Below are 25,873 nucleotides of genomic sequence, written 5' to 3'. Positions count from 1 at the left end.
ATTTAGTTTACTCTAAAAACCTAAATTTAAATATTTTAGACGCTTTTTTTGAGTTACAATTTAACTAATCACAACTAATAGCTTAAACTAGTTTAAGCTATTTATATTTTATTTAAAGCGTTAATTTTTTAGTTAAATCTTCTACGTATTTTCTAAATTGCTTGTCTGTTTCGGTAAGATTATCTACTGTTTTACACGCATGTAAAACAGTGGCATGATCACGTTGCCCTATTTGATTGCCTATACTTGCTAACGAAGTTTTAGTAAGGCGTTTTGCAAAATACATTGCTAATTGACGTGCTTGCACTATGTGGCGTTTACGCGTTTTTGATTGTAACGTAACCACATCCATATCAAAATATTTAGAGACTTCTTTTTTAATAAAATCAATAGAGACTTCTCTTTTGGTATTTTTTACAAATTTATCTACAATTTGTCTTGCTAACTCAATGGTAAATTCTTTACGATTAAAAGAAGCTTGTGCTATCATAGAAATAATTACCCCTTCTAATTCGCGTACATTCGATTTTATATTTTTAGCAATATATTCGATAATTTCTTCAGGCATTTCTACTCCATCTCTAAAAAGTTTATTTTCAAGAATAGAAATTCGGGTTTCATAATCTGGCGCTTGTAATTCTGCCGACAACCCCCACTTAAAACGTGATAGTAGGCGTTGCTCAATATCTTGCATGTCTACAGGTGCTTTATCTGAGGTTAAAATTACTTGTTTTCCATTTTGATGCAAGTGGTTAAAAATATGAAAAAACACATCTTGTGTGCCTGCTTTACCCGATAAAAATTGAACATCATCTATAATTAACACATCTATCATTTGATAAAAATGAATAAAGTCGTTACGGGTATTCGATTTTACCGAATCGATAAACTGCTGTGTAAATTTTTCTGAAGAAATATATAAAACTGTTTTATCAGAATATTTATCTTTTATTTCAACTCCAATAGCATGTGCTAAGTGTGTTTTTCCTAAACCAACGCCACCATAAATTAATAAAGGATTAAACGAGGTACCCCCAGGTTTATTTGCAACTGCCATACCTGCTGAACGCGCTAATCGATTAGAATCTCCTTCAATAAAATTATTAAAATTGTAATTAGGGTTTAATTGCGATTCTATTTTTACCTTTTGTAACCCTGGAATAATAAACGGGTTTTTTAACTCTCGTTTTGACTCTAATGGTACAGTTACTTTTTGAGGTTTTAGAGGGTTACGATTTGCACTTGGTATTTTTACAGTTTGTGGGTTATTACTACTATACGTATTTTCCATACGAACATCATAAATTAACTTTGCGTCATTACCTAATTCTCTAACTAAAGCAACGCGCAACAATTTTATATAATGCTCTTCTAACCATTCGTAAAAAAATTTACTAGGTACTTGTATGGTTAAAGCTTCTCCTGCCAACTTAATGGGTTTAATTGGTTCAAACCAAGTCTTATATGCTTGTGGTTTTATATTATCTTGTATAAAATAAAGACAGTTTTTCCAAACTAAATCAGCAGTTTTAGCCATTCTTGTAATCTCGCTATTTTTTATTAATTAAAACTTTTGTGTATTGATATTCTATGAATATCTATGTTCGAATTGGAGACACAAAAGTGTGAATAAAATTCAGTAAAAAAAAATGAATTTGCTATTGATTATTATTTTTTTTTTTTGTAAACTAGCGTGATAAAATATAGTATTTGAAACCTCACTTTTTATCCTTTAGAATACGATATTCCGAAACCGACCAAATGGGAGTAGTATATCACGGAAATTACGCACAATTTTTTGAATTAGGAAGAACCGAATGGCTTAGAGAATTAGGCATTAGTTATAAAAAAATGGAACAACAAGGCGTTATGCTTCCTGTGGTTTCGTTAACTTGTAACTTTAAAAAATCTGCTTTTTACGATGAGGTTCTTACCATAAAAACGTCATTAAAAAAAATGCCCACGGCAAAGATTGAATTTAACTGTGAAATTACCAACGAAAAAAACGAGTTAATATGTACTGGTAATACCGTTTTAGCTTTTATAGATTTAAAAACTAGAAAACCTATTCGATGCCCTGAACATATTTTAAAACTCATTTAACTAAGGTTATTTTATTAACACAATTAGTTCTCTTTTTTATAAAAAAGCTTGTTGATAAGTCTATTCTTTTATCGTGTAAAACTATTCATTTAAAAACTAAATAACATTTCTAAATTTTGATACTTTTTAGGTGGTTAAAAAGCATACTTAATACAGCCTTAACTTCAAAAAAAAAAGCTACCCAAATAAGGATAGCTTTTTTAATTATTTATTTTTAAATTAATTTACTCTTTTACAACTTTTACCCTATAAATTGCTCCTGAGTCAGCATCTTTAACTCTCAATATATATACGCCTGAACTTAATTTACTTAAATCGAAAGATTGCGAATCTAAATCTCCTTTTCTATTACCTTTATCTACTAATTGCCCTTGCATTGAATATATTTCATAATATAGATTTTCTATATCACCTGGTAGTGATATATTTAAAATACCTTTAGTTGGAATAGGATACGCATCTAACTTAAGTATTTTATTTTTTGGAACAGATAAGGTTTGACTATCAAAACAGCCTACTAAGCTTATATTATTAATGGTAACATATTGTTGACTTTCATCAAATGTGTTTAACACTTTTATTCTTAAATATTTTCCTGTTATTGGGGTATCAAACACTAAAGGATCTTGAATTTCTTGATCTTTAAAAGTAGCAGAAATTGGGGTTCCCCAATCAGAAGTGTCATCTGATATATATATTTCACAATCTTTAACACGCCCCATCGCTAATTCATTGCTCGATAATATTAACTTAGAAATTTTATAGCGCCCTCCTATATACATTTGAATTTCATGAGGAAAACCTTCTGAGTTAGATTGCCAATAGGTTTCTGTTTCGCCATCAAATGCATTATCAGGCTCATAACTAACGCCAAGATCATCCATAGCATCAGGGTCATTAGGGTCTACATAGCTATCTGCGTATACTAAACTCCATTTATTATTATCTAATGCTCCCGGGGCATCACAGGTAGGCAGACAGTTTGAACCCGCTGAAAAAAAGTTTGGATATGATTTAGAATAGGTAACCCCATCTTGAGTTACTTCTTGAGTTACACTATAATCTGCTGCTGTACCTGGTAATATTTTAATTGTTTTTTCTGTTGTTGAACTAACATATTGAGGCGTGGGGGTTATAGTCCATTTCCAACTCGCACCAGCATGATTTAACATAGAATGGTCTGTTAACACAATGGTATCTGCAGCACATTCATAAGCTTTTTTACCCACCCATGCATTTAGTATGGGTTTAAAAGTTGGTTCTGCTAAAGGCGACTCGTAAATTCCCATACCACCAGCACTACGAATTTTTCCGTCTCTAAAAAAGGCTTGAGCATATTTTATATCAGCACCAGCTATATAATTATTTTGAAAAGGACTCCAATCTGTATCCGAAGCTCTTCTATAATGCACTTCAGATTTTTTTGCACCAGATGCTATTGTAAAAATATACACCAAATCTTCTCCTGACGAAGTTGGTTGTATAACTAACGTTTTTGTATATTGTGATGCAGGTAAATTACTTGTCCAATTCTCCCATGTATCACCACCGTCTGTAGATTTTAAAATTTTACCTTTCCAACCTACTTTTACTTTTTGCGGACAAAGATAAATTGTATTTTCATCATAAGGTGAAATGGCAAAATGTAAACGTCCGTTCCATGCAGTTGTACCAACTGTACCTAGCGACTTATTTACCCAAGTAAGTCCTCCGTCTTCAGACTTCCACAAACCAGAGCTTTCCACATCAGCATAAATAAAGTTTGGGTTTTTATAACTCATATCGATAAACATAACATCATTACCAAAATCATGTAAAGCATCCCAAGTTGCTCCCATATCTGTACTTCTCCAAAAAGTAGTACCTGCACCTACATATAATGTTTCATTATAATTTGGATGGGTTAATAGGTTTCCTCTTCTTTGCCCATACGCTTTCATATTAGGCAGCTTAGTAAAAGGATATACTTTGCCTTTTGCCTCTTCGTGTATGTTTTCTTGAATAGGCTTGGTTTTATTTTTATTAATATCTTTAAAAGCTGCTTGACGAGGCTTTGCATGCACAATCCACCCTGTTGGTGATTCTGCTCCACCTAGCCGTATAGCCTTTTCTTCAAAAGTATCTGATAAAGCGGTATCTCCATTATGATAACGCCCTCCTACTATTAAGTCTTCATTCCAGCTTTGATCAAATCCCCACAGATTACTACCCACTAAATTTTGAATTCTAACATGCCAATTCGCTACGTCAGTAAAATAATCTGTTGAAAAATTGATTCCTCCATCAGTAGTCACCCAAGTGTCGCCATTTGGCATTACTTTCATACTCTGCATATCAGGATGAATAGGAAAAGCACCTCCATATCCACCTATTTTAGTAAAGTTTTCTGCGCCATCTGTAGACTTAAACAAAGAACAAGTACCCCAAAAAACAAGATTTTCATCAGACGGAGATGCTTCTAATACAAAATCGTAAAAACCTTGACCGTTAGAGAACCCTCCTAAACCTACGTCTGCTATTGGTTGCCCTTCTTTTGTTAAAACCCATGTAAAAGCACCTGATTTATCACTAGTTCCTTTATAAACAAAAGGAGCGCCATTTCCATCAGCATTTAATGATAAGACACTTGCATATAACACATTGGGGTTAGCTGGTGTAACAGCTAACAGCCCCCCAGATTTTTGTACTTTATCTGAAGGAAAGTTAGGGTCTGGAGTAAATGTATCACCTTCATCAGTAGAAATTAGTATTTGGAATTTATTATCACTTGTTGCTGATATAGCATATATCGTATTACTATTGGCTCCTGGCTTAAACTCTATATCCCAAGTAAATCCGGTGTAAGTTTTAGTCCAAGTAGCACCTGCATCTTTACTTATATATATTCCTTTATTGGCTTTAGTTGTATTTACCCCAGCTATAATATTTGGATTAGTAGGTGATACTTGTATTTTCGATAATTTAGGAACCGTTAACTGTTGCCATGTTTGCCCACCATCTATAGATTTTTGAACTTTATTACCTGTAACATATACAATATCTGGATTTGTTGGGTCAATAGATATATAAGCTACCCCTAGAAAAGGATAAGATGGCGCACATAAGGTCCACGTTTCACCTTTATCTGTTGATTTATTAACAAACCCCGTATCAGAACCCGCATACAATACATTAGGGTCTGAAAGAGATGCGTCAAAAGCAACAACATTTACCTGCCAAGGATAAAATGGTTCTCCGTTAGGTGCAACTCCTCCATTTTTCATAACCGTTTGTTTAGGTCCTAAAAAAGTCCAATTTGAGGGGTCAACTGCACCCGATCTTGCCATAGCTGTGCTTTGGGTGCTTTGAGAGCTAGCTGCTTTTAATTCATCTGCGTCTGGAAGTTTAATAGTTCCGTCATCTAAAACATAAGGTGCTATAGCCGATCTCCAATTTATAAAATATCGTACAATAGCCCCTTCTGACTCAGAATCTTTGCCTTTCATATAATTATCATACAAACTAGTTATGGTATTAAAATTAATTGGATAGTCGTATAACATTTTTGCCCATTCAGGATAAGACTCATCGTAACTAGGCTTATCTTGAGCAGGAACATTTGGAGCGTCATCGTACGGGGTATAAGCCATTTGAGCCATACCTAAAAACGATTGTAAAACCAAGAGTCCGACGGCACATCTTCTAAGTAATTTTGTTTTCATGTTTTTGCTTTTTGTTTATTAGTTATTGTGTATAATATTTAGGGGGAAATTGTGTTAAAATTTGATAACAAAGTTCTGTAATAAGCTCACATACGCTATTACAGGTTATATTGTTTAATGGTTAAATAATTGGAAACTCGTAGTTTTTTTTGTTTAAAAACCATACTTTCACACTTAGAACTACGTGTATTAGCTTTCACAAAAGCTAATGATATTTTAGAATATCTAATTGAGTAAAAATAATCTGTGATTATAATAAACCAATTATTGACGACGTTATTAGTCATAAGAATATCTAAGCTTTTTAAATGTTGTGTACTCTCCATATCCTACACTTTATAATACTTTTTGTAAAGCGTTTTTAGCTATACCTTACAACACTTTTTTTAAGTCAATAATAGTTTACCGCAAGTAACAATTAAAATGCGAAATATAGTAGGTAAAATTAAATCAATTAAGGGGGTCAATTTAATCATTGCTTTTAAATGAAACACCTGTAAAATATAGGTAAATCAAGTTTTAAGACCTTATATTATGCTTGTAAAATCGTTGTAAAAACAAGTAACTTTTAAATAAACCTTTCAATACATTCATTAACAAGTATTCTTACTTTTTTACAATTATTTAATATTGAAATATAAAAGATAATTCATAAACTTATTAACACTATACCTCGGTAAATAGTTCGTCTTTATTTAATCTTGATTTTGGTAAAGTGGCATTAAAATCATCTGAAGCTCTATACCCAAGAGCAACCATACAAATAGCTGTATATCCTCTTTTACGAAGCTCTAATTCTTCATCTAAAAGCTTAGCATCAATTCCCTCCATAGGTACTGCGTCTATACTTAATGATGCTACTCCTAACAAAAAGTTTCCAATATTTAAATACACTTGTTTTTCCATCCAATGCTGAGCGTCTTTTAAATCGTATTTATGAATATTGGTGAAAATATTTTTAGTGGTTACCCCTTGATTTTTATACTCTTCGTTAGCATATCTACCATCTTGAAATTCTTTATCAACAATATGTTGTAAATATAATGTGTCAATCTCTGTTTTAGCACAAAATAATACTACATGAGAAGCATTCAATACTTTTTGTTGGTTAAAGCTGAAAAATCCTGAAACACCTTTAGCAAGACGTTTTTTACCTTCATCGGTTTTGGCTATAACAAAATGCCAAGGTTGAGAATTAATAGACGAAGGACTCAATTGCAATAAAGCTTTAATATTCTCTTCATTTTCAAGAGAAATTTTCTTTGTTTTATCGAAAGACTTAGTAGAATACCTCCAATTTAAAACTTCTTTAATATTTTTAAAATCCATTGTTTTTAATAGGTTAAACTAATTACAAATTTATTATTTTGATAATTTTACAGTCACGAAATTAAGCATCATTTATTGTATTTACAATAGCAGTTATAAACAACATATTGTTTACATATACCAAGAACACAAAAATGATTCATTTAAAAGTAGTAAACAAATATCTTTACCATATATGATAAGAGATAAAATTACCGGCAAATATATTAGCAAAAATTAAAAAACAAAAAACCCTTGAAAATCAAAAGATTTACAAGGGTTTATGTGATCGCGACAGGATTCGAACCTGTGACCGTCTGCTTAGAAGGCAGATGCTCTATCCAGCTAAGCTACGCGACCTTTAAAAATAAAACTATTAACACCAATGGTAGATGCCTATCATTTAAGAAAAAGAGTTATAATTAAAACTATTTTTGACCAACTTAAAAATATTTGTCAAGTAGAACACTCTAGACATAGAAGTCCAACCAATTACCTTAATAATATATTTTCTGCTTTGATTGCTTACAACTTTAAGGGTAAAAACCATCCCTTAAAAATAAATTTATCGATACTAATCAGCTATACTTAACTCTATAATTATATCGAACTCATGTTTATTAATAATCTATTCATTGTTAAGCCGCAGGCTTTGCCCATTAAAAAATGATTGTCTTTGCTTTATAATCTCCAGAAATGTATATTAGCCTCATTCTATTGGTGTTACTCCTTTTTTCAATAAAATATTTCCATATTTAGCTGTCTCTCCAGTTACTACAACCGCATAAGCCCTTTTGGAACGTTCATAAAAAGCAAATCGATCTATACGCTGAATTGAATTTACTTTTGGATTAGTTTCCTGAATATTTTTTAAATAATTGTCCTCAACCTTTGGGTCAAGAACATCTCCTTCTACTGCTGCCATCATCACTAAAGGGTCTTTAACATATTGATCTAAAACAAATAATGGCAATACACCAGATAAAAGCTTACTGATTTTAACACCATCTAACCGTATTACATTTGCATTTAACGATTTTGCCGGATAGTGTGCATCCGAAAAAATGATTTCATCGCCATGCCCCATTTCTGCTAAAATTTTTAGCAATTCAGGACTAATTAAGGGTGAGATTCCTTTTAACATATCATTCTATTTTTATCTGTAAGTAAATATCCTTTCATTAACATGGCAGCCCCCAAAGCACTTGCATGTTTGCCTTTTGGAAACTTAATTTCTTGTTTGGGCATCATCAAAGTAAGGAATTCAATAAAAATTTCGTTTCTATTAAACCCTCCAGACACAAAAACTTCTTTGAGCTTATTGTCTTTATCCAAAATTCTTTGAATACCTTGACAAACACGATAGGCTATCTCATAAATTAATTGATAATAAGCTTCTTGGTATGTGTCATAACAATTCAGTTGATCTAAATCTCCAATGAAGTCTTCGGCAATTTCATTAGGAAAAAACACTTTTTTAGAATCATTAAAAATTTCCAAGCACAATTCGTTATTAAGTGTCAACTCTAAATAGTGGTTTTCACTTACTTTAAAATACTTGCTTAAGGCTATTGCATTTATTTCATGTACCCGCCCCAAAAACTGCATAGATGACTTTATCTGCCTTTTATCAGGTGTCATAAAGCAAAGACAATTATTCTTTAATTGCTGAGACGTTAAGGTTTCTTTACTGAAAGGATTCATACAAATAATCCATGTACCAGTAGAAAGCAATATAAATTCCCTATATAAACTGTCATAACTTTCTAAAAGCGGAATAATAGATGAAGAACTATCGTGCAAACCCATTCCTACTGCAATTTCCTGTCCATTAATTTTTGATATGCTAGCTTGTTTGCCAGGTTTCGGTTCTGGCAAACATATATCTTCCTTCTGTAACCACTCGTGATATACCATCTTATCGAAATCCCAGGTTGCCGTATGTGCTCCAACAGAAGTAAAATCGGCAGAAACCTCATTTGAAAACAGGTAACTTAAATACTGGGGGTAATGCAAAATAGCATCCACTTTATTCCAAAAATGAGGCTTATTGTTTTTTAACCAATACATTTGCAGCCCCGCATTTAGCATACCATACGCTGGTGATGCTGTTTTTCTAGAGAACTCTTCCACACTTCCATTTGCTTGATAAAATGGATTAAAATCAAAATCCAACGGTTTTAAGTAGTTATACAGTGGCGTGATTCGATTACCATCTTTATCTAGATAAACTAAAGTTGCCCCATGTGTAGAAAAATTTATGGCCTTAATATTGAACTCCTTCTGGGACTGAATGGTCTTAATTTCGTTTTTTATCCATTGTTCTATGGCATCAATATCATCACATGGAAAACCATCATCATCCATTACTTCTTGAAACCTTATAGTGTTTGAATGGACTACATCAAAGTTTTTATCAAACAAAAACAATTTTTTATTTGTTTTTCCAATATCAAAAACAGCAATAACGTTTATCATTTTAAAAGATTTATAATAGGAGCCCTCTAATTTTTAAATCCGTATAGCGGTCCATAATTTTTACAAGCCTGGTAATCTGCAGATTCTAAATTTTCTCCAAATGCAGACCAAGCACTTGGGCGAAACACCTGTTCATCTGCTATATTGTGCATATTTACCGGAATCCTTAACATGGCTGCTAACGAAATTAAATCGGCTCCGATATGCCCATAGGAAATCGCCCCATGATTAGCACCCCACTTGGCCATAACTGTATAGACATCCCTAAAGAATCCTTCGCCAGTCAATCTCGGCACGAACCAAGTTGTTGGCCAGGTTGGATTGGTTCTTTCGTCTAAAACAGTATGAATTTCCTCTGGAAGTTCAACGCTCCATCCCTCAACAATTTGCAACACTGGCCCTATACCTTTAACCAAGTTTAACCTACACATGGTCATAGGCATTTGCCCCTTAGTTTTAAATTGTGAAGAAAATCCGCCACCTCTGAAGTATTCACTAATAGCAGCTGGCCATTTTGTATGGTTCAAACATTTTTGTACTTCATCATTTGTTATTTCCCAATAGGGTTTCAAAGCAGGATTACCATCTTTATTAGATTGCTGTCCTGTGGCATCTAGGGTTGTAGATCCTGAATTAATAAGATGAATAATGCCTTGTTCTGCAATGCCTGTTAATTTTTTACCAGTAACACGCTCTACTGACTCTGGACTCCAATAGGTTCTTACATCAGAAAACAATTGTGCTGTGTTTGTCAATAAATGACCAAACAACATGGATACCGCATTTAAACAATCATTTTCCGTAGCAAACACAAAGGCTTGTCGAATACCATTCCAATCAAACGATGAGTTTAAAATAGACTCAGTAAAATCGGCATTGGGTTGGTAATCGGTCCATTGACGTTGCCCTTGAAAACCACCCATAATAGCATTCCGTCCTTTGGCTTCTTCTCCAAAACCTAATGTCTTTAGCTTAGGATTACCCACCATTAAATCACGGCATATCAAGGTCATTTTAATAACTTTCTTCCACTCTTCAGCTTTAACTTCAGCAGATTTTTGAGCTTCAGGGCTGTTGTAATCTTTACCTTCTTTACAGTTTTCCTTAGTCCAATTCAATGCTTTTTCGTACTCTTCTTTATCGTATATCCCTTCATCAATTCTTCTCAATATCTCAATCGACTCTACAAACTCAGCACGAACCCCTAAATATTCCTGTAAAAAATTGACATCAACCATGGAACCTGCTATTCCCATTGAGCTATACCCAAGAGATAAATAGGATTTTCCATTCATTTGTGCTACGGCTAAAGCAGCTTTTGTAAAACGTAATAGCTTTTCTTCAACATCCTTAGGAATACTAGTATCTCCAGCATCCTGTACCTCTTTACCATAAATTCCAAAGGCTGGCAATCCTTTTTGTGAGTATCCTGCTAAAGCAGCCGCTAAATACACTGCTCCTGGTCTTTCCGTACCGTTGAACCCCCACACCGCTTTCGGTATTAACGGGTTGGTATCCATAACTTCTGTGCCATAGCACCAACACGGGGTTACCGTTAAAGACACTTCTACACCTTCTTTTTTAAATTTATCGGAACAGGCAGCAGCATCTGCCACGCCACCAATGGTAGTGTCTGCAATAACACACTCTACCTTTTCTCCGCTAGGAAAACGTAAGCTGGTCTCAATTAATTCAGCCGCAGCTTTTGCCATTGCCATACACTGATCTTCCAAAGATTCCCTTACCCCAGCTTCGCGCCCATCTATTACTGGTCTTATGCCCACTTTTGGAAGGCTTCCTATTAATCTATTCATGGTATATATTTTTTTACGGTTATTATATAAATTGCTCTAATTCTTTTAACTGTTCATTGGAAAGTCCTGCTGGCTTAAATCCAGCAGCCCAACACATTTGCAACAGCTTTGCGCCTTTATTGGCTACATCTAAATAATCCCATGCTTTTTCCACATCCTCTCCCGTTGCCGTAGCACCATGCTTCTCCCATAAGGACACGTTTCGGGTTTTAAAAGCTTCAATAGTAACTTTAGCGAGTGCTGCAGTGCTAGATAGCGCATAGGGTGTGCAATGGATCCCCTTGGGCACAAAGACCCTCACCTCTGGACACATCATCCATATTTGTCTATTTAATTCTTCTTCGTCATCAAACAAAGGATGGTGACTCATTACAATCAATTCTAAAGGATGCGTGTGTAATACTGCCAAATGGGTGGGATTATTTTGAGTATTGAATAAATGAATGCTTGAATGGGAAATTAATTCACAGGTAGGTCCAAATCCTTCCCGTTTACCTCCCCAAATAATGGTATATCCTGTTGCCTCCTCATTGATATATAAAATACACGAAGCCTCTTCAATAGCATCAACCAAACTTCTTAAATAACATCCTGTTCCCGTGATATATAAAATATACCCTCCAACACCTTTAGGAAAATTAAAAGACACGAACGTATTATCCTTTGTTCTTTGCTTTATGTCTTCTACATTAAAGAATGATGTTAAGTTCATGGAAATATTTCCTGCATTTCGTTCTGCCCATTCCCTTTGCCATAAATACCCAGCTACTTTGGATATCTTATACAATTCTTTTTGTACTTCTATTGGAAGTTTTATGTCGTTCATCGTGTTTATAATATTTTTTGTAAATGTAGAAATCACTACAGCCACAACAGATGTTTAAAATCTGTATATTTGTGTATAATTTAAACATCAAGTAAGAAAATGAAATTTATAAAGCAAGTTGAGTTAGGAGACCCATCCACAAACAAACAAAGTTTTATCGATGTAAAATTAAAATTGCTTTGTTGCAGGTATTGGTATTTAGACTTATGGGATTGCCACGATATGGTTTTTCCGTTTTGGAGAATCTATTGGAACAAAAACAATGGCGGACAACTTACCCTTCAGGACAAAGTTTTCGAAATGGATTCTAATCATATTTACATAATATCCCCCTTTACTTCATTTTCCTCTCGCTTTACAAAAAACCACAAGTATGATTCGGGAATTCATGTTATGGGTAAAAATTTAACCGAAATGCACAATGAAGCCTTTTACGAATCAAGATCATTAATCCATTTTTTTACGCATTTTAAACTGGGAACCCCTTTTGACAATGTGTTTCCTGGAATTTTTAAAATAGAATTATCAGATTACCTAAGAGAACGCTTAACCTATTTAACAAATAGGCTAAAACTTGAAAACCATGACTTCAAAATCACGTTTAACCTAAAACTACAATCGTTTATTCAAGAATTACTCTCTAATATTGGTCCCGAATTATGGAAAACCATTAACATAGATGAACGCGTACTAAAAGCCCATCGCTATATAGAAGCCAATATTGAAAAAAAGTTAAGCAACCCTGAACTAGCATCCATTGCAAATATGGCTCCAAATTCCTTTGCAAGACTATTTAAGGAAGAAATGAGCATTACCTTGCACAACTTTATTCAAAACAGAAAAATAGCCAAAGCCTGTGAACTTTTTGAACATCATCACGAAACCATTGAAAATGTGTCTTTTAAATTAGGGTTTTCAGACCGTTATCATTTTTCGAGAGCGTTTAAATCTGTAACAGGGGTTACCCCTGCAACTTACAAAGCAGGCAAATACACATAAACCTCTAATTAACAATACATTTAACTTCAACTTAATTATAAGCACCTTTTATAAAATTTTATAAATTATAATCAAAGCAAACACATGTTTAAATTATACACAAAGTAGATTATAATGGATAAATACAAATATTGATCTGGTCTATAAATTTGTGTTCAGACCAAATATTAGTTGCTACAGCCAAAACTAATGTAAGATTGAAACATAATTTTAAACAAGACTAAGTATGAAAGAGTTCCAACAATTTATTAATGGAAGATTTGTAAAATCTTCGTCTTCTGAAATGACAGAAGTATTAAATCCATGTACCGAGGAGGTACTGTCTCTAATACCTAAAGGCTCTGTAGAAGATGCCAATAACGCTCTGGAAGCCGCACAAACAGCTCAATTTGCATGGAAATCCCTTACTGCTATAGAAAGAGCTCGTTATTTACATAAAATGGCAAACGTTATCCGTGAAAACAGGGTGTTTTTAGCAGAAACCTTGGCCAAAGAACAGGCTAAGGTTATAGGGTTAGCCCAAGTCGAAATAGATGTAACCGCCGATTATTTTGACTATAATGCTGGGTGGGCCAGACGTATAGAAGGGGAAATCATTCAGAGCGACCGAAAAAAAGAACATATATTTTTACATAAAGCACCTATAGGAGTTGCAGTAGGTATTTGCCCTTGGAACTTCCCATTCTTTGTGGCAGCTCGTAAAATCGCCCCCTCTTTGATAACCGGGAACACCTGTATTATAAAACCAAGTTGTATCGCTCCTAATACCATTATGGAATTCGCGAAATTAATTGAAAACATAGGTTTAGCACCTGGTGTTTTAAATTTTGTTTGTGGTAAAGGTAGTATTATTGGCAACGCTTTAACCAAAAGCCCAATAACTGGTATCGTAAGTTTAACTGGTAGTGTATTGGCTGGACAAAAAATTATGGAAGCCGCTGCAGAAAACATAACCAAAGTGTCCTTAGAACTTGGAGGTAAAGCTCCTGCCATTGTATGCGCCGATGCTAATATAGATTTAGCCGTGAATGCAGTTGTCTCATCCCGAGTAATCTTTAGTGGACAAGTCTGTAATTGCGCTGAACGGGTTTACGTAGAAGATTCAATACATGATGAATTCATGGATAAGGTTGCCAAGAAAATGGCAGAAGTAAAAGTGGAAGATGCCTTCTCCAATAATAATCCAGACATGAGCAGCATGGTATCCAAAGATCAGTTAGATAAAGTTTCAGAAATGGTTGAATATGCCAAAAAAGAAGGTGCCGAAGTCGTTCTAGGCGGTAGCAGATCAACCAATTTTGACAGAGGTTATTTTTATCAACCCACTTTATTGACTAACGTGACCCAAGACATGCAAATCATTAAAGAAGAAGTTTTTGGTCCCGTTTTACCTGTCATGAAGTTTGGGACTTTGGATGAAGCCATAGCACTGGCCAATGACTGCGAATACGGATTAACCTCTTCTATTTTTTCTGAAAACTTCAACAAGGTTATGCATGCTTGCGATCAATTAGAGTTTGGCGAAACTTATGTCAATAGAGAACATTTTGAAGCCATACAAGGATTTCATGCTGGATGGAAAAAATCAGGATTAGGTGGAGCCGATGGTAAACATGGTATGGAGGAGTATTTACAAACCAAAGTTATATACGCACAATACAGATAATATCTATAAATTTTGAGTTAGTTTATTTAGTTAAAAAGCGTGTTCTTTAATTACATATAATCTTTTAATTACTGACACACTTATTATTTAACTAAATAATGATTATTACCTCACTTCAAAAAGAAACAAATGAACAAATCAGCAAAAATCCCAGTAGTTTCAAAAACTGTTTTAACCCCATTTATTTTAATCACCTCGTTGTTTGCTTTATGGGGTTTTGCCAACGATATAACCAATCCTATGGTGGCTGCTTTTGGAACAGTTATGGAAATATCCACAGCAAAAGCAGCACTGGTTCAGTTTGCTTTTTATGGCGGTTATGCCACCATGGCAATACCCGCAGCGCTTTTTGTTAGAAAATACAGCTATAAAAAAGGAATCCTACTCGGGTTGGGGCTTTATGCTGTTGGCGCTTTGTTATTTTATCCTGCTGCTAAATACGAGGTATTTGAATTCTTTTTGATATCACTTTACATATTAACCTTTGGATTGGCTTTTTTAGAAACAACAGCAAACCCATACGTATTATCTATGGGAGACGAGCGTACTGCCACCCGTAGATTAAATTTAGCACAAGCCTTTAACCCCATTGGGTCTTTGTGCGGTATGTTTGTAGCTTCAAAATTTATTTTGACCAAATTAGAATCTGACAAAAGAAATGAAATGGGTGAATTAATTTTTAACACTCTAAGTGATGACCAAAAAGCCATTATAAGAACCCACGATTTAGCCATCATTAGAGACCCTTATGTTATTTTAGGTTTTGTAGTCATCTTTATGTTTATCATTATAAGTATTTCAAAAATGCCCAAACAGGATAAATCGGCAAAACAAGGTTCTGCTTTAGAATCTTTTAAAAGGCTTATAAAAAATGGGAAATATCGCGAAGGTGTTCTGGCTCAGTTATTTTATGTTGCTGCCCAAATTATGTGCTGGACCTTTATCATCCAATATGCGGATAACTTAGGAATCTCGAAAGCCACAGCACAGAATTACAACATTGCGGCTATGTCTGTTTTTTTATCCAGTAGATTCATAAGCACCTATTTAATGAAGTACGTAAATTCTAAAAAACTTTTGACTGTTTTTGCACTTTGTGCCATGATAACTACATTAGGGGTAATTTTCATTGAGGGTCTATTAGGTCTTTATTTACTTGTAGCAACGTCTGCCTTCATGTCCTTAATGTTCCCTACCATATACGGCATTGCACTTCACGGATTAAACGAAGAAGATTTCACGCTTGGAGCCGCTGGATTGGTAATGGCTATTGTAGGTGGCGCATTGATGCCTATTTTACAAGGGGCAATAATAGACATGAAAACCATAGGATCATTTGCAGCGGTTAACATATCATTCATACTCCCCTTTTTATGCTTTTTTATTATTGCCTTTTATGGCTATAGAACCCTAAAAGTACATGATGAATAATTTTCAAAACAGAAATTATAGAAATAAATGGAAAACAGTTTGAAGAATGGGGGTTTAAGCCGAAAGAAAAGGGCTTTTCCTGCAATGGCAAAAGTTAACTATTAAGCTTAACAAGGAAAAAATGAAACCTATAAATGAAGCCGCTGAAATGGCATATCATAAATTAATTTTAAACAACTTCAAAGATGACCAATAACAAGAAGCAAATCTCATTCGATACAAGATACCCCTCAATAGAAGATTTGCGTCAAAAGGCTAAAAAGAGAATTCCAAAATTTGCTTTTGAATATTTGGATGGAGGCTGTAATGAAGATGTTAATCTAAATAAGAACACAGCCGAACTACGGGAGGTCGAATTATTGCCACAATATTTAAGCAAACATACAGCTTCGAGCATGAAAACCAAATTGTTTGGACATACTTATGATGCGCCTTTTGGAATAGCTCCAGTAGGATTACAAGGTCTTATGTGGCCCAATGCTCCTGAGATTTTAGCCAAAGCTGCCTTTGAACACAACATTCCTTTCATACTTAGTACAGTGAGCACTAGCAGCATTGAACGAATCTCTGAAATTACCGAAGGTCAAGCCTGGTTTCAATTATACCATCCAACAGAAAACAGCTTAAGGAACGATATTTTAAAAAGATGCGATGAATCAGGTTATGGCACCTTAGTTATTCTATGCGATGTCCCTACTTTTGGTTTCAGACCAAGAGACATTAGAAACGGTTTAGCAATGCCCCCTAAAATGAGCATTCAAAATATCTTACAGGTGTTGGGCAAACCCGCATGGGCACTTAACACTTTAAAATACGGACAGCCCAATTTTGAAACATTAAGGCCTTATATACCTAAAGGACTGGATTTAAAGCAACTTGGTAAATTTATGGATCAAACTTTTTCAGGCAGGTTAAATGAAGAAAAAATAAAACCCATACGGGATATGTGGAAGGGCAAACTCGTTCTGAAAGGCGTAGCCAATGAAATGGATGCTGAAAAAGCTATTAGGCTAGGGTTAGAGGGCATTATAGTATCCAATCATGGTGGTCGTCAATTAGATGCTGGTGAATCTTCTATAAAACCTTTAAGTCGTATAGCTAATAAATATGGAAAAGACATTAAAGTTATGATGGATAGTGGTTTACGTTCTGGTCCAGACGTCGCTCGATCTTTAGCAAGCGGTGCAGAGTTTACATTTCTAGGTCGTTCCTTTATGTATGGGGTATCCGCCCTTGGAAAAAAAGGAGGAGACCATACTATTTCCATATTAAAGCAACAATTACAACAGGTTATGGAACAAGTTTGTTGTGAAAATGTTTCTGACTTTAAAAATCACCTAATAAAAAAATAAGATTCTCAACATTGAATTATTCCATACAAATATAAATAGTTTAAGACAAAAATACATTTAAACCAATACTTTACTTAAATATCGATTTGATTTCATCATGTATTTTCACAAAATTCTTTTCTAGATCTTGAGGAGTTAAAACAACTTAATCGGGTAATCCTCTTTGTATTTTAGGGCGTGCAAATTGTACTTTTCTATTCTTGCCATCGGCAAATACCACAAATTTACCCTGTTTCAGCCTGAAAAAAATCTCTGCCCTACGTTTGGGTACTTCACGTTCTTCCTTGGTTACACGAGCTTTCCATGAAAGCCCCGATATCTTCTATATAAGACAAGAAATGATTGGATACAAAAACAACAGCAAAGAGCAGCAATTTTATTTAAAAATTATCCTGATATAAAAAAAGCATATCAAATCTGTCAAAAACTTAGAAATCTTTTTAACAACAAAGAAATCTCGAAAGAAATAGCTTATACCAAACTTGCACATTGGTTTAAAGAAGTAGAAGAATCAGGATTTAAAGCCTTTACTATTGTAGCCAACTCAATCGCTCTAAATTATCAATCTATACTCAATTATTTTGATAATCGAAGTACAAACGCATCAGCAGAATCTTTCAACGCCAAGATAAAAGCTTTTAGAGCACAATTTAGAGGTGTAAGAAATGTAGAGTTTCCTTGTATAGATTAACTCAAATTTTTGCCTAACAACAACTTTTAGAAATGATACAAAAAACCCTTGAAAATCAAAAGATTTACAAGGGTTTATGTGATCGCGACAGGATTCGAACCTGTGACCGTCTGCTTAGAAGGCAGATGCTCTATCCAGCTGAGCTACGCGACCTTTAAAAATAAAACTGAACAAATGTTCAGTTTTTGTCGGGGTGGCAGGATTCGAACCTGCGACCTCCTGCTCCCAAAGCAGGCGCGATGACCGGGCTACGCTACACCCCGAGTGCAATTTTTGCGGAGAGACAGGGACTCGAACCCTGGCGACGAAAACGTCGACAGATTAGCAATCTGCTGCATTACCACTCTGCCACCTCTCCATTATTTCTATCCTTTAAAAGAATAGAATAAAAATTGCGAGTGCAAATGTAAGATTCAAAAAACATATTCACAACATTTTTTTACTCTTTTTACAAAAAAAAGATACTTATTCTGGGTACTCAACTCTTAGGTGATAAATATTCATTAATTTCTTTTTTATCACTTTTTTTACCGTTTCTATTTCTCTAAAAGTAATATTTGAATTTATAAATTGATTTTCAGCTTTTTGCTTTTCAACAATTTTATCTATTAACTCATTAATAGATTGTGCCGTAGGAGTTTTTAAACTTTTTGAAGCAGCTTCTGAAGCATCACAAATCATTAATATTGCCGTTTCTTTAGAAAAAGGTATAGGCCCTTTATAAGAAAAATCTTTGATATCTACTTTTTCTTCAGCATGCAACTGTTCTTCTTTCTTATAAAAATAATAAACAGGAGTGGTTCCATGATGCGTGCGAATAAAATCGATAAGTCTATCTGGCAAACGGTATTGTTTAGCTATTTCAATTCCATCAATAACATGATTCATAATAATTTGAGCACTATCTCTAGGGTCTAAATCGTTATGAGGATTTACCCCTGTAGATTGATTTTCGGTAAAATACATAGGATTTTTCATCTTACCAATATCGTGATACAATGCTCCTGTACGCACCAACATAGAGTTGGCTCCTATTTCGTTTGCTGCCGCATCAGCTAAATTAGCAACTTGCATTGAATGTTGAAATGTTCCTGGTGCAATTTCATTTAACTCTCTTAATAATTTGGTATTTGTATTGGAAAGCTCTAATAGGGTGACATCTGACACTAAACCAAATATTTTTTCGTAAAAATAAATAAAGAAAACGGCTAAAAATGACAAGAGCCCATTTGCAGCAAATAATAAAAAATAGTTCCAATTTAAATGACTAGCATTACCTTCTTTTATAATAGAAAAGGCAAAATACGTAAGCATATATATTAACGTAATTTGCCCAATCGAAATAAACAAATTGGCTCTTTTATACAGCTCTGAAACGGTTAAAATAGTAACTATCCCCGCAATAATATGTAAGTAAATAAACTCAAAACTATTGGGTACAATAAACCCTAATAACAGCACAGTTAACACATGGGTAAACAACCCTAAACGAGCATCGAAAAAAGCTTTTATAACAATAGGTAAAATACTTAAAGGTACAATATACAAATACTCTGAATTATACTTAATTACAAGAGTTTGCGCCAGTATCATTAAAAATATATTAAAAAATATAAACGTTACCTTGTTGTTATTATTAAATATTTCTAAACGATATTTTTGTAAAAATAACAAGAGCATTAACAGAGCTAATGAAACTAAAATGGTATAACCAAAAACAATCCAATTATAATTAGATTCGGTCCATATTTTAGATTCTGATTCTCGTTTTAACGAATTTAAAACCATTAATTTTTTACCTTCAACAATATCGCCTTTTAAAATTATTAATTCACCACTTGAAACCTTTCCTTTAGTATACGAAATTTCACTAAGCGCTTCATTTAAAGCTTTTTGTGTATATTCTTGATCATAAGTTATATTCGGCTTAATAATTTCTGAAAGCGTATTTAACAGTAAATTCTCGCCATACGAAGTTGACAATTTTTTTAAATTACTGGTAATAAGGCCAAACACCTCTTTAGAAGTTAGTAATTGTTTATAGGGTATTTCTTCTACTTGTGTATTTTTTCTAAGCTCAATAATATCACTTTCGTCTGTAATTTGACCCTGACTAGCTGCTTCTATAAAACCTTTTTCATAAACTCTACTTATAATTAAATTTCCTGTTTTAATTAGTGTATCAATTTCTTTTTTTGATAACGAATCATTCGGTTTTAAAAATTCCATTCTGGTTTTAAAATTGTTTTCAACCATTTTTGGAATCTCTAAATCAAATTTAAAATACTTTTTAGTGTTTTTAATTATTATCTTTTTTTCTGCATCAATTTCTTTTTCTGCCTTTTCAATAGCAAAATCAAATGGAGCATATAAATTGTCGTACTGCCATAGTTTACCATTACTAAAATCGTATTTAAACTGTCCTCCTTTCGGAAAAAGATACACAATAGCAATCACAGCAATTAAAAACAACAATGCCTTGTAAATAATCGCATTATTTTTATATAACTTATTAATATACTCTTTCTTCACTCGTTATCTATTTTATTTTTTAAAAGAATACTATAATCTACTCTCACACTATGTAAAGAGTTAACTTACATAATTAAGTTGTAAAGATAAAATTTCTTAATTGATTTATCCTTTATTTTATTACTCACTATAAAATAGTTACTTTTGTTTAGTTATTATTTTTAACAAAAACAGTAATATGAAAGAAGTAGTTATTGTATCTGTTGCACGTACTCCTATCGGAAGCTTTCTAGGAAGCTTATCTACAATACCCGCCCCAAAACTAGGGGCTACAGCTATAAAAGGCGCTTTAGATAAAATCAATTTAGACCCTAAGCTAATTGAAGAAGTTTTTATGGGTAATGTGGTTTCGGCGGGTTTAGGGCAAGCACCAGCAAGGCAAGCAGCTATTTTTTCTGGAATACCCAATACAGTACCCTGTACAACAGTAAATAAAGTATGTGCCTCTGGTATGAAAGCTATTATGTTAGCTGCACAAACAATTAGCCTAGGAGATGCTGAAATTGTAGTAGCTGGCGGCATGGAAAATATGAGCATGATACCCCATTACCAACACGCAAGAAAAGGAACTAAATTTGGTCCTATAAAAATGGAAGACGGCATGCAAAAAGACGGTTTAGTTGATGCATACGACCAAGTTGCTATGGGGGTATGTGCCGACGAATGTGCTAGCGAGTATAATTTTACGCGAGAAGACCAAGATGCTTTTGCCATAGAAAGCTACAACCGTTCTGCCAAAGCTTGGAGTGAAGGTAAGTTTACAGAAGAAATTGTGCCTGTTGAAATTCCGCAAAGAAGAGGCGAACCCATCCTTTTTACGGAAGACGAAGAATACAAAAATGTAAAAATAGAAAAAATACCTGCCTTACAACCTGTTTTTACAAAAAACGGAACTGTTACTGCTGCAAACGCATCAACTATTAATGATGGTGCTGCTGCATTAGTTTTAATGTCTGCAGAAAAGGCTGCCGAATTAAAACTTACTCCTCTAGCAAAAATTAGAAGTTATGCCGATGCTGCCCATGAACCAAAATGGTTTACAACGGCGCCTGCAAAAGCATTACCTAAAGCTCTTTCAAAAGCTGGAATTACAATTGAAGATGTTGATTATTTCGAATTAAATGAAGCTTTTTCAGTAGTAGGTTTAGTAAATATGAAAATTTTAGGATTGCCAAATAATAAAGTAAACGTAAATGGAGGAGCCGTTTCTTTAGGACATCCATTAGGCGTTTCAGGCGCACGAATTATAATAACACTAATCTCTATTTTAAAACAAAAAAACGCTAAAATTGGGGCTGCCGGAATATGTAATGGCGGTGGAGGTGCTAGTGCCATGATAATAGAAAAAGTATAATTTTTTATAAAAAACAAACCCTTTGTTATACGGTATTTGTAATTTAAGCATTGTTCCTCTTCGGTTAACAACTACAGACAGTTCAGAAATGGTAAGTCAAGTACTATTTGGCGAACATTTTAAAATTTTAGAAGAAGAAAAAAATTGGAGTAAAATTTCTTTACACTTAGATAATCAAGAAGGCTATATTGATAATAAACAATACCTAAAAATTACAGAAAGTGAATACTTAAAATTATCAGAAACACCCCCCTGCTTTTCGGGTGAATTAATCAATTTTATAACTCATACCAACCAACAATTAACTACCATACCTATTGGTAGCACATTACCTTTTTATAACGGAAAACAATTTCACATAAACAATACAGCCTATACATACGAAGGCAAAATATTTTCGAAAAAGCTACCCAAAACTAAACTCATCAATATTGCTTTTTCTTTTTTAAATACCCCTTTTTTATTGGGGGGAAAAACACCTTTTGGAATTGACAATTCTGGATTTACCCAATTGGTATATCAATTATGTGGGTATCGCCTACATAGAAAAACCGAAGCTCAAGCCACTCAAGGTGAAGTATTGAGTTTTATTGAAGAAAGTGAACCTGGTGATTTAGCTTTTTTTGACAATGAAGAAGGTGTTATTACCCATGTAGGTATGATTATGAATGATTATAACATTATTCATGCATACGGAAAAGTGCGGATTGACACTTTAGACCATAGTGGCATTTATAATGTTGACACCCAAAAACACACACATAAATTGAGAGTTATTAAACGTATTGTATAAAAACGTATCTGTTCTTACCCTCTATATTACCTGATAAAAAAATGAGATTCAAAAATAATATTCTGAATCTCACTTTTTAAACTTAAATTTATTGTTAACCTTTATTTATCAACCTCTGTTTGAGTTTCTTTACTCTTTTGGTCTTTAACTATTTTAATAGAAAGATTATTGTTTTTTTCATCTAAGTCCATAAAAATAGTATCTCCTTCATCTAATTTAGCATTTACAATTTCTTCAGCTAAAGCATCTTCTATATATTTTTGAATAGCTCTTTTTAAAGGTCGTGCTCCGTACTTTTTATCAAAGCCTTTATCAGCAATATAATCTTTTGCTTTTTCGCTTAAATTTAAAACATAACCTAAATCGCCAATGCGTTTCAATAATTTATTTAACTCAATATCAATAATTTTATGAATATCTTCTCTTTCTAATGAGTTAAATACAATTACATCATCTATTCGATTTAAAAACTCTGGGGCAAACGATTTTTTCAAGGCATTTTCTATAATACCTTTAGCATATTCATCTGCTTGATCTTTTTTAGCCGCAGTTCCAAATCCAACACCAGCACCAAAATCTTTTAATTTACGAGCACCGATATTAGAAGTCATAATAATAATTGTATTTCTAAAATCTATTTTTCTTCCTAAACTATCGGTAATATATCCATCATCTAAAACTTGCAACAGCATATTAAACACATCTGGATGTGCTTTTTCTATCTCATCTAGTAATACTACCGAATAAGGTTTACGGCGTACTTTTTCGGTTAATTGCCCTCCTTCTTCATATCCTACATATCCTGGAGGCGCACCTATTAAACGAGAAATGGCAAATTTTTCCATATACTCACTCATGTCAACTCTAATTAAAGAATCTTCAGAGTCAAATAATTCACGAGCTAATACTTTTGCTAACTGTGTTTTTCCTACACCTGTAGAACCTAAAAAGATAAATGAACCTATCGGTTTATTAGGATCTTTTAACCCTACTCTATTACGCTGAATGGCTTTAACCACTTTAGCTACAGCTTCATCTTGTCCTATTACCTTACCTTTAATTAGTTTAGGTAAATCTGCTAAACGAGTACTTTCTGCTTCAGCAACACGATTTACAGGAATACCTGTCATCATCGAAACAACTTCGGCAACATTATCTTCTGTAACTGTTTCTCTATGTAATTTAGAGTCTTCTTCCCATTGATTTTCTGCCGATTCTAACGCTGATTCTATGTTTTTTTCGTCGTCTCGTAATTTAGCTGCCTCTTCATACTTTTGACCGCTAACAGCTTTGGTTTTTCGAACGCGAATTTCTTCTAATTTCGCTTCTAACTCCAATACTTGTTTAGGCACCACTATATTGGTTATGTGTATACGAGAGCCTGCTTCATCCATAGCATCGATAGCTTTATCTGGTAAAAATCGATCTGTCATATAACGATTGGTTAATTTTACACAAGCCTCTATAGCTTCATCGGTAAAGTTTACATGATGATGCGCTTCATATTTAGGTTTAATATTGTGTAAAATTTGTATGGTTTCTTCTACTGATGTTGGGTCTACAATTACCTTTTGAAAACGACGTTCTAATGCGCCATCTTTTTCTATATTGGTTCTGTATTCATCAAGGGTAGTTGCACCAATACATTGAATTTCGCCTCGTGCTAATGCAGGTTTTAGCATATTAGATGCATCTAATGAACCTGTAGCACCTCCTGCCCCAACAATGGTATGTATTTCATCTATAAATAAAATAATATCATCGTTTTTTTCTAGTTCGTTCATCAGCGCTTTCATACGTTCTTCAAACTGTCCTCTGTATTTTGTCCCTGCTACTAAACTTGCTAAATCTAGTGACACAATACGTTTATCGAATAAAATACGAGACACCTTTCTATCTACAATACGTAAAGCTAACCCTTCAGCAATAGCAGATTTACCTACACCAGGCTCTCCAATTAGCATTGGGTTATTTTTCTTTCTTCTACTTAAAATTTGAGATACTCGCTCTATTTCTTTTAATCGTCCAACCACAGGATCTAGCTTTCCGTTTTCAGCAAGTTCTGTTAAATCACGTCCAAAATTATCAAGAACTGGTGTTTTAGAATTTTTAGCCTGTTTTCCTTTTTTGGATTCAAAAGGGGTTGCTTTTTCTTCAGCGAACTCATCATCTGATGGAGTTTCTGCTACTGGGTTAATTGGTAAATCGATATCGTTTGTATGTATTTGTTTATATAATGATTTTGCATCTTCATAATATACCCCATATTTTTGTAATAATTTTGTTGTAGGGTCATTTTCGTTGCGTAAAATACACAATAATAAATGTGCCGTATCTACCGAATTACTTTGGTATAATTTGGCTTCTAAAAAAGTGGTTTTTATCGCTTTCTCTGCTTGTCTAGTTAAATGTAAACTCTTTTTTTCGTTTTCTTGTTTAATTGATGGTGCTGACGGATTTAGTTTTTCTAAACGGTTACGCACCAAATCTAAATCTACATCAAAACTAGTCAAAATATCAATTGCTTTTCCTTCTCCTTTCCTTATAAGTCCCAATAGTAAATGTTCTGTGCCAATATAATCATGCCCTAAACGTAAAGCTTCCTCTTTACTAAAGGTAATTACATCGCGTACTCTTGGTGAAAAATTATCGTCCATAATATATATTTCTTTCTTGTTGGTAAATTTAGTAGAAAATTTTTACTTCTACCCACAAATAAAAAGCAAAAAAAATGCCAATTCTAAAAAACTGTCATTTCGGCTTAAAACAAGAGATGAATTTAGACTATAAAAAACAAAAAACAACTGTTAAAAACTCTATTAAAT

At 33.7% G+C, this 25,873-nt stretch carries 18 protein-coding genes and 4 tRNA genes; 9 read left to right on the top strand and 13 right to left on the bottom strand.

The window, feature by feature from the left end:
- Positions 1 to 112: 112 nt before the first annotated feature.
- A complete protein-coding gene (gene dnaA, locus AB2B44_RS09305) occupies positions 113 to 1,537 on the bottom strand; it encodes a chromosomal replication initiator protein DnaA (protein WP_369049300.1) in 1,425 nt (474 codons plus the stop codon).
- A gap of 173 nt (positions 1,538 to 1,710) precedes the next feature.
- Between dnaA and AB2B44_RS09300 the strand changes: the two genes are divergently transcribed.
- Positions 1,711 to 2,103 (top strand): acyl-CoA thioesterase, encoded by a 393-nt coding sequence (locus AB2B44_RS09300; protein ID WP_369049299.1) that lies wholly within the window; start codon positions 1,711 to 1,713, stop codon positions 2,101 to 2,103.
- A 224-nt stretch (positions 2,104 to 2,327) separates the two neighbouring features.
- Here the strand turns inward: AB2B44_RS09300 and AB2B44_RS09295 are convergent, their stop codons facing one another.
- The 3 genes from AB2B44_RS09295 to AB2B44_RS09285 all read right to left on the bottom strand — a co-directional run bounded on the left by AB2B44_RS09295 (position 2,328) and on the right by AB2B44_RS09285 (position 7,472).
- Positions 2,328 to 5,804 carry a discoidin domain-containing protein gene (locus AB2B44_RS09295; RefSeq protein WP_369049298.1) on the bottom strand — a complete coding sequence of 1,159 codons (3,477 nt, stop codon included), beginning with the start codon at positions 5,802 to 5,804 and terminating at the stop codon, positions 2,328 to 2,330.
- 666 nt (positions 5,805 to 6,470) lie between these two features.
- Positions 6,471 to 7,133: an oxygen-insensitive NAD(P)H nitroreductase gene (gene nfsB / locus AB2B44_RS09290; protein WP_369049297.1), complete on the bottom strand. Its 663-nt coding sequence runs from the start codon at positions 7,131 to 7,133 to the stop codon at positions 6,471 to 6,473.
- A gap of 265 nt (positions 7,134 to 7,398) precedes the next feature.
- Positions 7,399 to 7,472 (bottom strand) — tRNA-Arg (locus tag AB2B44_RS09285).
- Between the two features lie 7 nt (positions 7,473 to 7,479).
- On the opposite strand from AB2B44_RS09285, the gene AB2B44_RS09280 reads away from it, so the two are divergent.
- Positions 7,480 to 7,704, top strand: coding sequence for a transposase (locus tag AB2B44_RS09280; RefSeq protein WP_369049401.1), 225 nt, complete (start codon positions 7,480 to 7,482; stop codon positions 7,702 to 7,704).
- A gap of 117 nt (positions 7,705 to 7,821) precedes the next feature.
- On the opposite strand, the gene fucU is transcribed toward AB2B44_RS09280, so the two are convergent.
- The 4 genes from fucU to rhaD are packed head-to-tail and all read right to left on the bottom strand — an operon-like array spanning position 7,822 to position 12,230.
- Positions 7,822 to 8,256, bottom strand: coding sequence for an L-fucose mutarotase (fucU, locus tag AB2B44_RS09275; protein ID WP_369049296.1), 435 nt, complete (start codon positions 8,254 to 8,256; stop codon positions 7,822 to 7,824).
- Positions 8,250 to 9,590 carry an FGGY family carbohydrate kinase gene (locus AB2B44_RS09270; RefSeq protein WP_369049295.1) on the bottom strand — a complete coding sequence of 447 codons (1,341 nt, stop codon included), beginning with the start codon at positions 9,588 to 9,590 and terminating at the stop codon, positions 8,250 to 8,252. Before AB2B44_RS09270 ends, fucU begins: the two co-directional genes overlap by 7 nt.
- 26 nt (positions 9,591 to 9,616) lie before the next feature.
- Positions 9,617 to 11,404: an L-fucose isomerase gene (locus AB2B44_RS09265; RefSeq protein ID WP_369049294.1), complete on the bottom strand. Its 1,788-nt coding sequence runs from the start codon at positions 11,402 to 11,404 to the stop codon at positions 9,617 to 9,619.
- A gap of 22 nt (positions 11,405 to 11,426) precedes the next feature.
- On the bottom strand, positions 11,427 to 12,230 hold the full coding sequence (gene rhaD / locus AB2B44_RS09260) for a rhamnulose-1-phosphate aldolase (RefSeq protein WP_369049293.1): 804 nt from the start codon (positions 12,228 to 12,230) through the stop codon (positions 11,427 to 11,429).
- 99 nt (positions 12,231 to 12,329) lie between these two features.
- Between rhaD and AB2B44_RS09255 the strand changes: the two genes are divergently transcribed.
- From AB2B44_RS09255 to AB2B44_RS09235, 5 genes are all read left to right on the top strand, one after another.
- The gene (locus tag AB2B44_RS09255; RefSeq protein WP_369049292.1) at positions 12,330 to 13,229 is read left to right on the top strand and encodes a helix-turn-helix domain-containing protein; all 900 of its coding nucleotides are present in this window, start codon (positions 12,330 to 12,332) and stop codon (positions 13,227 to 13,229) included.
- 226 nt (positions 13,230 to 13,455) lie between these two features.
- Positions 13,456 to 14,895, top strand: coding sequence for an aldehyde dehydrogenase (aldA, locus tag AB2B44_RS09250; protein ID WP_369049291.1), 1,440 nt, complete (start codon positions 13,456 to 13,458; stop codon positions 14,893 to 14,895).
- Between the two features lie 129 nt (positions 14,896 to 15,024).
- Positions 15,025 to 16,326 carry an L-fucose:H+ symporter permease gene (gene fucP / locus AB2B44_RS09245; RefSeq protein WP_369049290.1) on the top strand — a complete coding sequence of 434 codons (1,302 nt, stop codon included), beginning with the start codon at positions 15,025 to 15,027 and terminating at the stop codon, positions 16,324 to 16,326.
- A gap of 185 nt (positions 16,327 to 16,511) precedes the next feature.
- Entirely contained in the window at positions 16,512 to 17,678 is a 1,167-nt protein-coding gene (locus AB2B44_RS09240) for an alpha-hydroxy-acid oxidizing protein (protein ID WP_369049289.1), read from the top strand.
- Between the two features lie 346 nt (positions 17,679 to 18,024).
- Positions 18,025 to 18,369: a transposase gene (locus AB2B44_RS09235; RefSeq protein ID WP_369049400.1), complete on the top strand. Its 345-nt coding sequence runs from the start codon at positions 18,025 to 18,027 to the stop codon at positions 18,367 to 18,369.
- Between the two features lie 79 nt (positions 18,370 to 18,448).
- Here the strand turns inward: AB2B44_RS09235 and AB2B44_RS09230 are convergent.
- The 4 genes from AB2B44_RS09230 to AB2B44_RS09215 all read right to left on the bottom strand — a co-directional run bounded on the left by AB2B44_RS09230 (position 18,449) and on the right by AB2B44_RS09215 (position 20,901).
- A tRNA-Arg gene (locus tag AB2B44_RS09230) sits at positions 18,449 to 18,522 on the bottom strand.
- A gap of 35 nt (positions 18,523 to 18,557) precedes the next feature.
- Positions 18,558 to 18,632: transfer RNA gene (locus AB2B44_RS09225), tRNA-Pro, on the bottom strand.
- Between the two features lie 13 nt (positions 18,633 to 18,645).
- A tRNA-Ser gene (locus AB2B44_RS09220) sits at positions 18,646 to 18,727 on the bottom strand.
- Between the two features lie 107 nt (positions 18,728 to 18,834).
- Positions 18,835 to 20,901 carry an HD family phosphohydrolase gene (locus AB2B44_RS09215; protein WP_369049288.1) on the bottom strand — a complete coding sequence of 689 codons (2,067 nt, stop codon included), beginning with the start codon at positions 20,899 to 20,901 and terminating at the stop codon, positions 18,835 to 18,837.
- 178 nt (positions 20,902 to 21,079) lie between these two features.
- Here AB2B44_RS09215 and AB2B44_RS09210 point away from each other — a divergent pair, with 178 nt between their 5' ends.
- Together AB2B44_RS09210 and AB2B44_RS09205 are read left to right on the top strand one after the other, a co-directional pair.
- Positions 21,080 to 22,255, top strand: coding sequence for an acetyl-CoA C-acyltransferase (locus tag AB2B44_RS09210; protein WP_369049287.1), 1,176 nt, complete (start codon positions 21,080 to 21,082; stop codon positions 22,253 to 22,255).
- Positions 22,256 to 22,277: 22 nt separating this feature from the next.
- Complete coding sequence (locus AB2B44_RS09205; protein WP_369049286.1) at positions 22,278 to 23,048, top strand: NlpC/P60 family protein; 771 nt, start codon at positions 22,278 to 22,280, stop codon at positions 23,046 to 23,048.
- A gap of 101 nt (positions 23,049 to 23,149) precedes the next feature.
- Here AB2B44_RS09205 and AB2B44_RS09200 read toward each other — a convergent pair whose 3' ends face one another.
- A complete protein-coding gene (locus AB2B44_RS09200; RefSeq protein WP_369049285.1) occupies positions 23,150 to 25,705 on the bottom strand; it encodes an ATP-dependent Clp protease ATP-binding subunit in 2,556 nt (851 codons plus the stop codon).
- Positions 25,706 to 25,873 lie beyond the last annotated feature (168 nt).

The organism is Tenacibaculum sp. UWU-22 (genome assembly GCF_041021355.1).
GTDB lineage: Bacteria > Bacteroidota > Bacteroidia > Flavobacteriales > Flavobacteriaceae > Polaribacter.
This window is presented reverse-complemented; position numbering and strand designations above follow the sequence as displayed.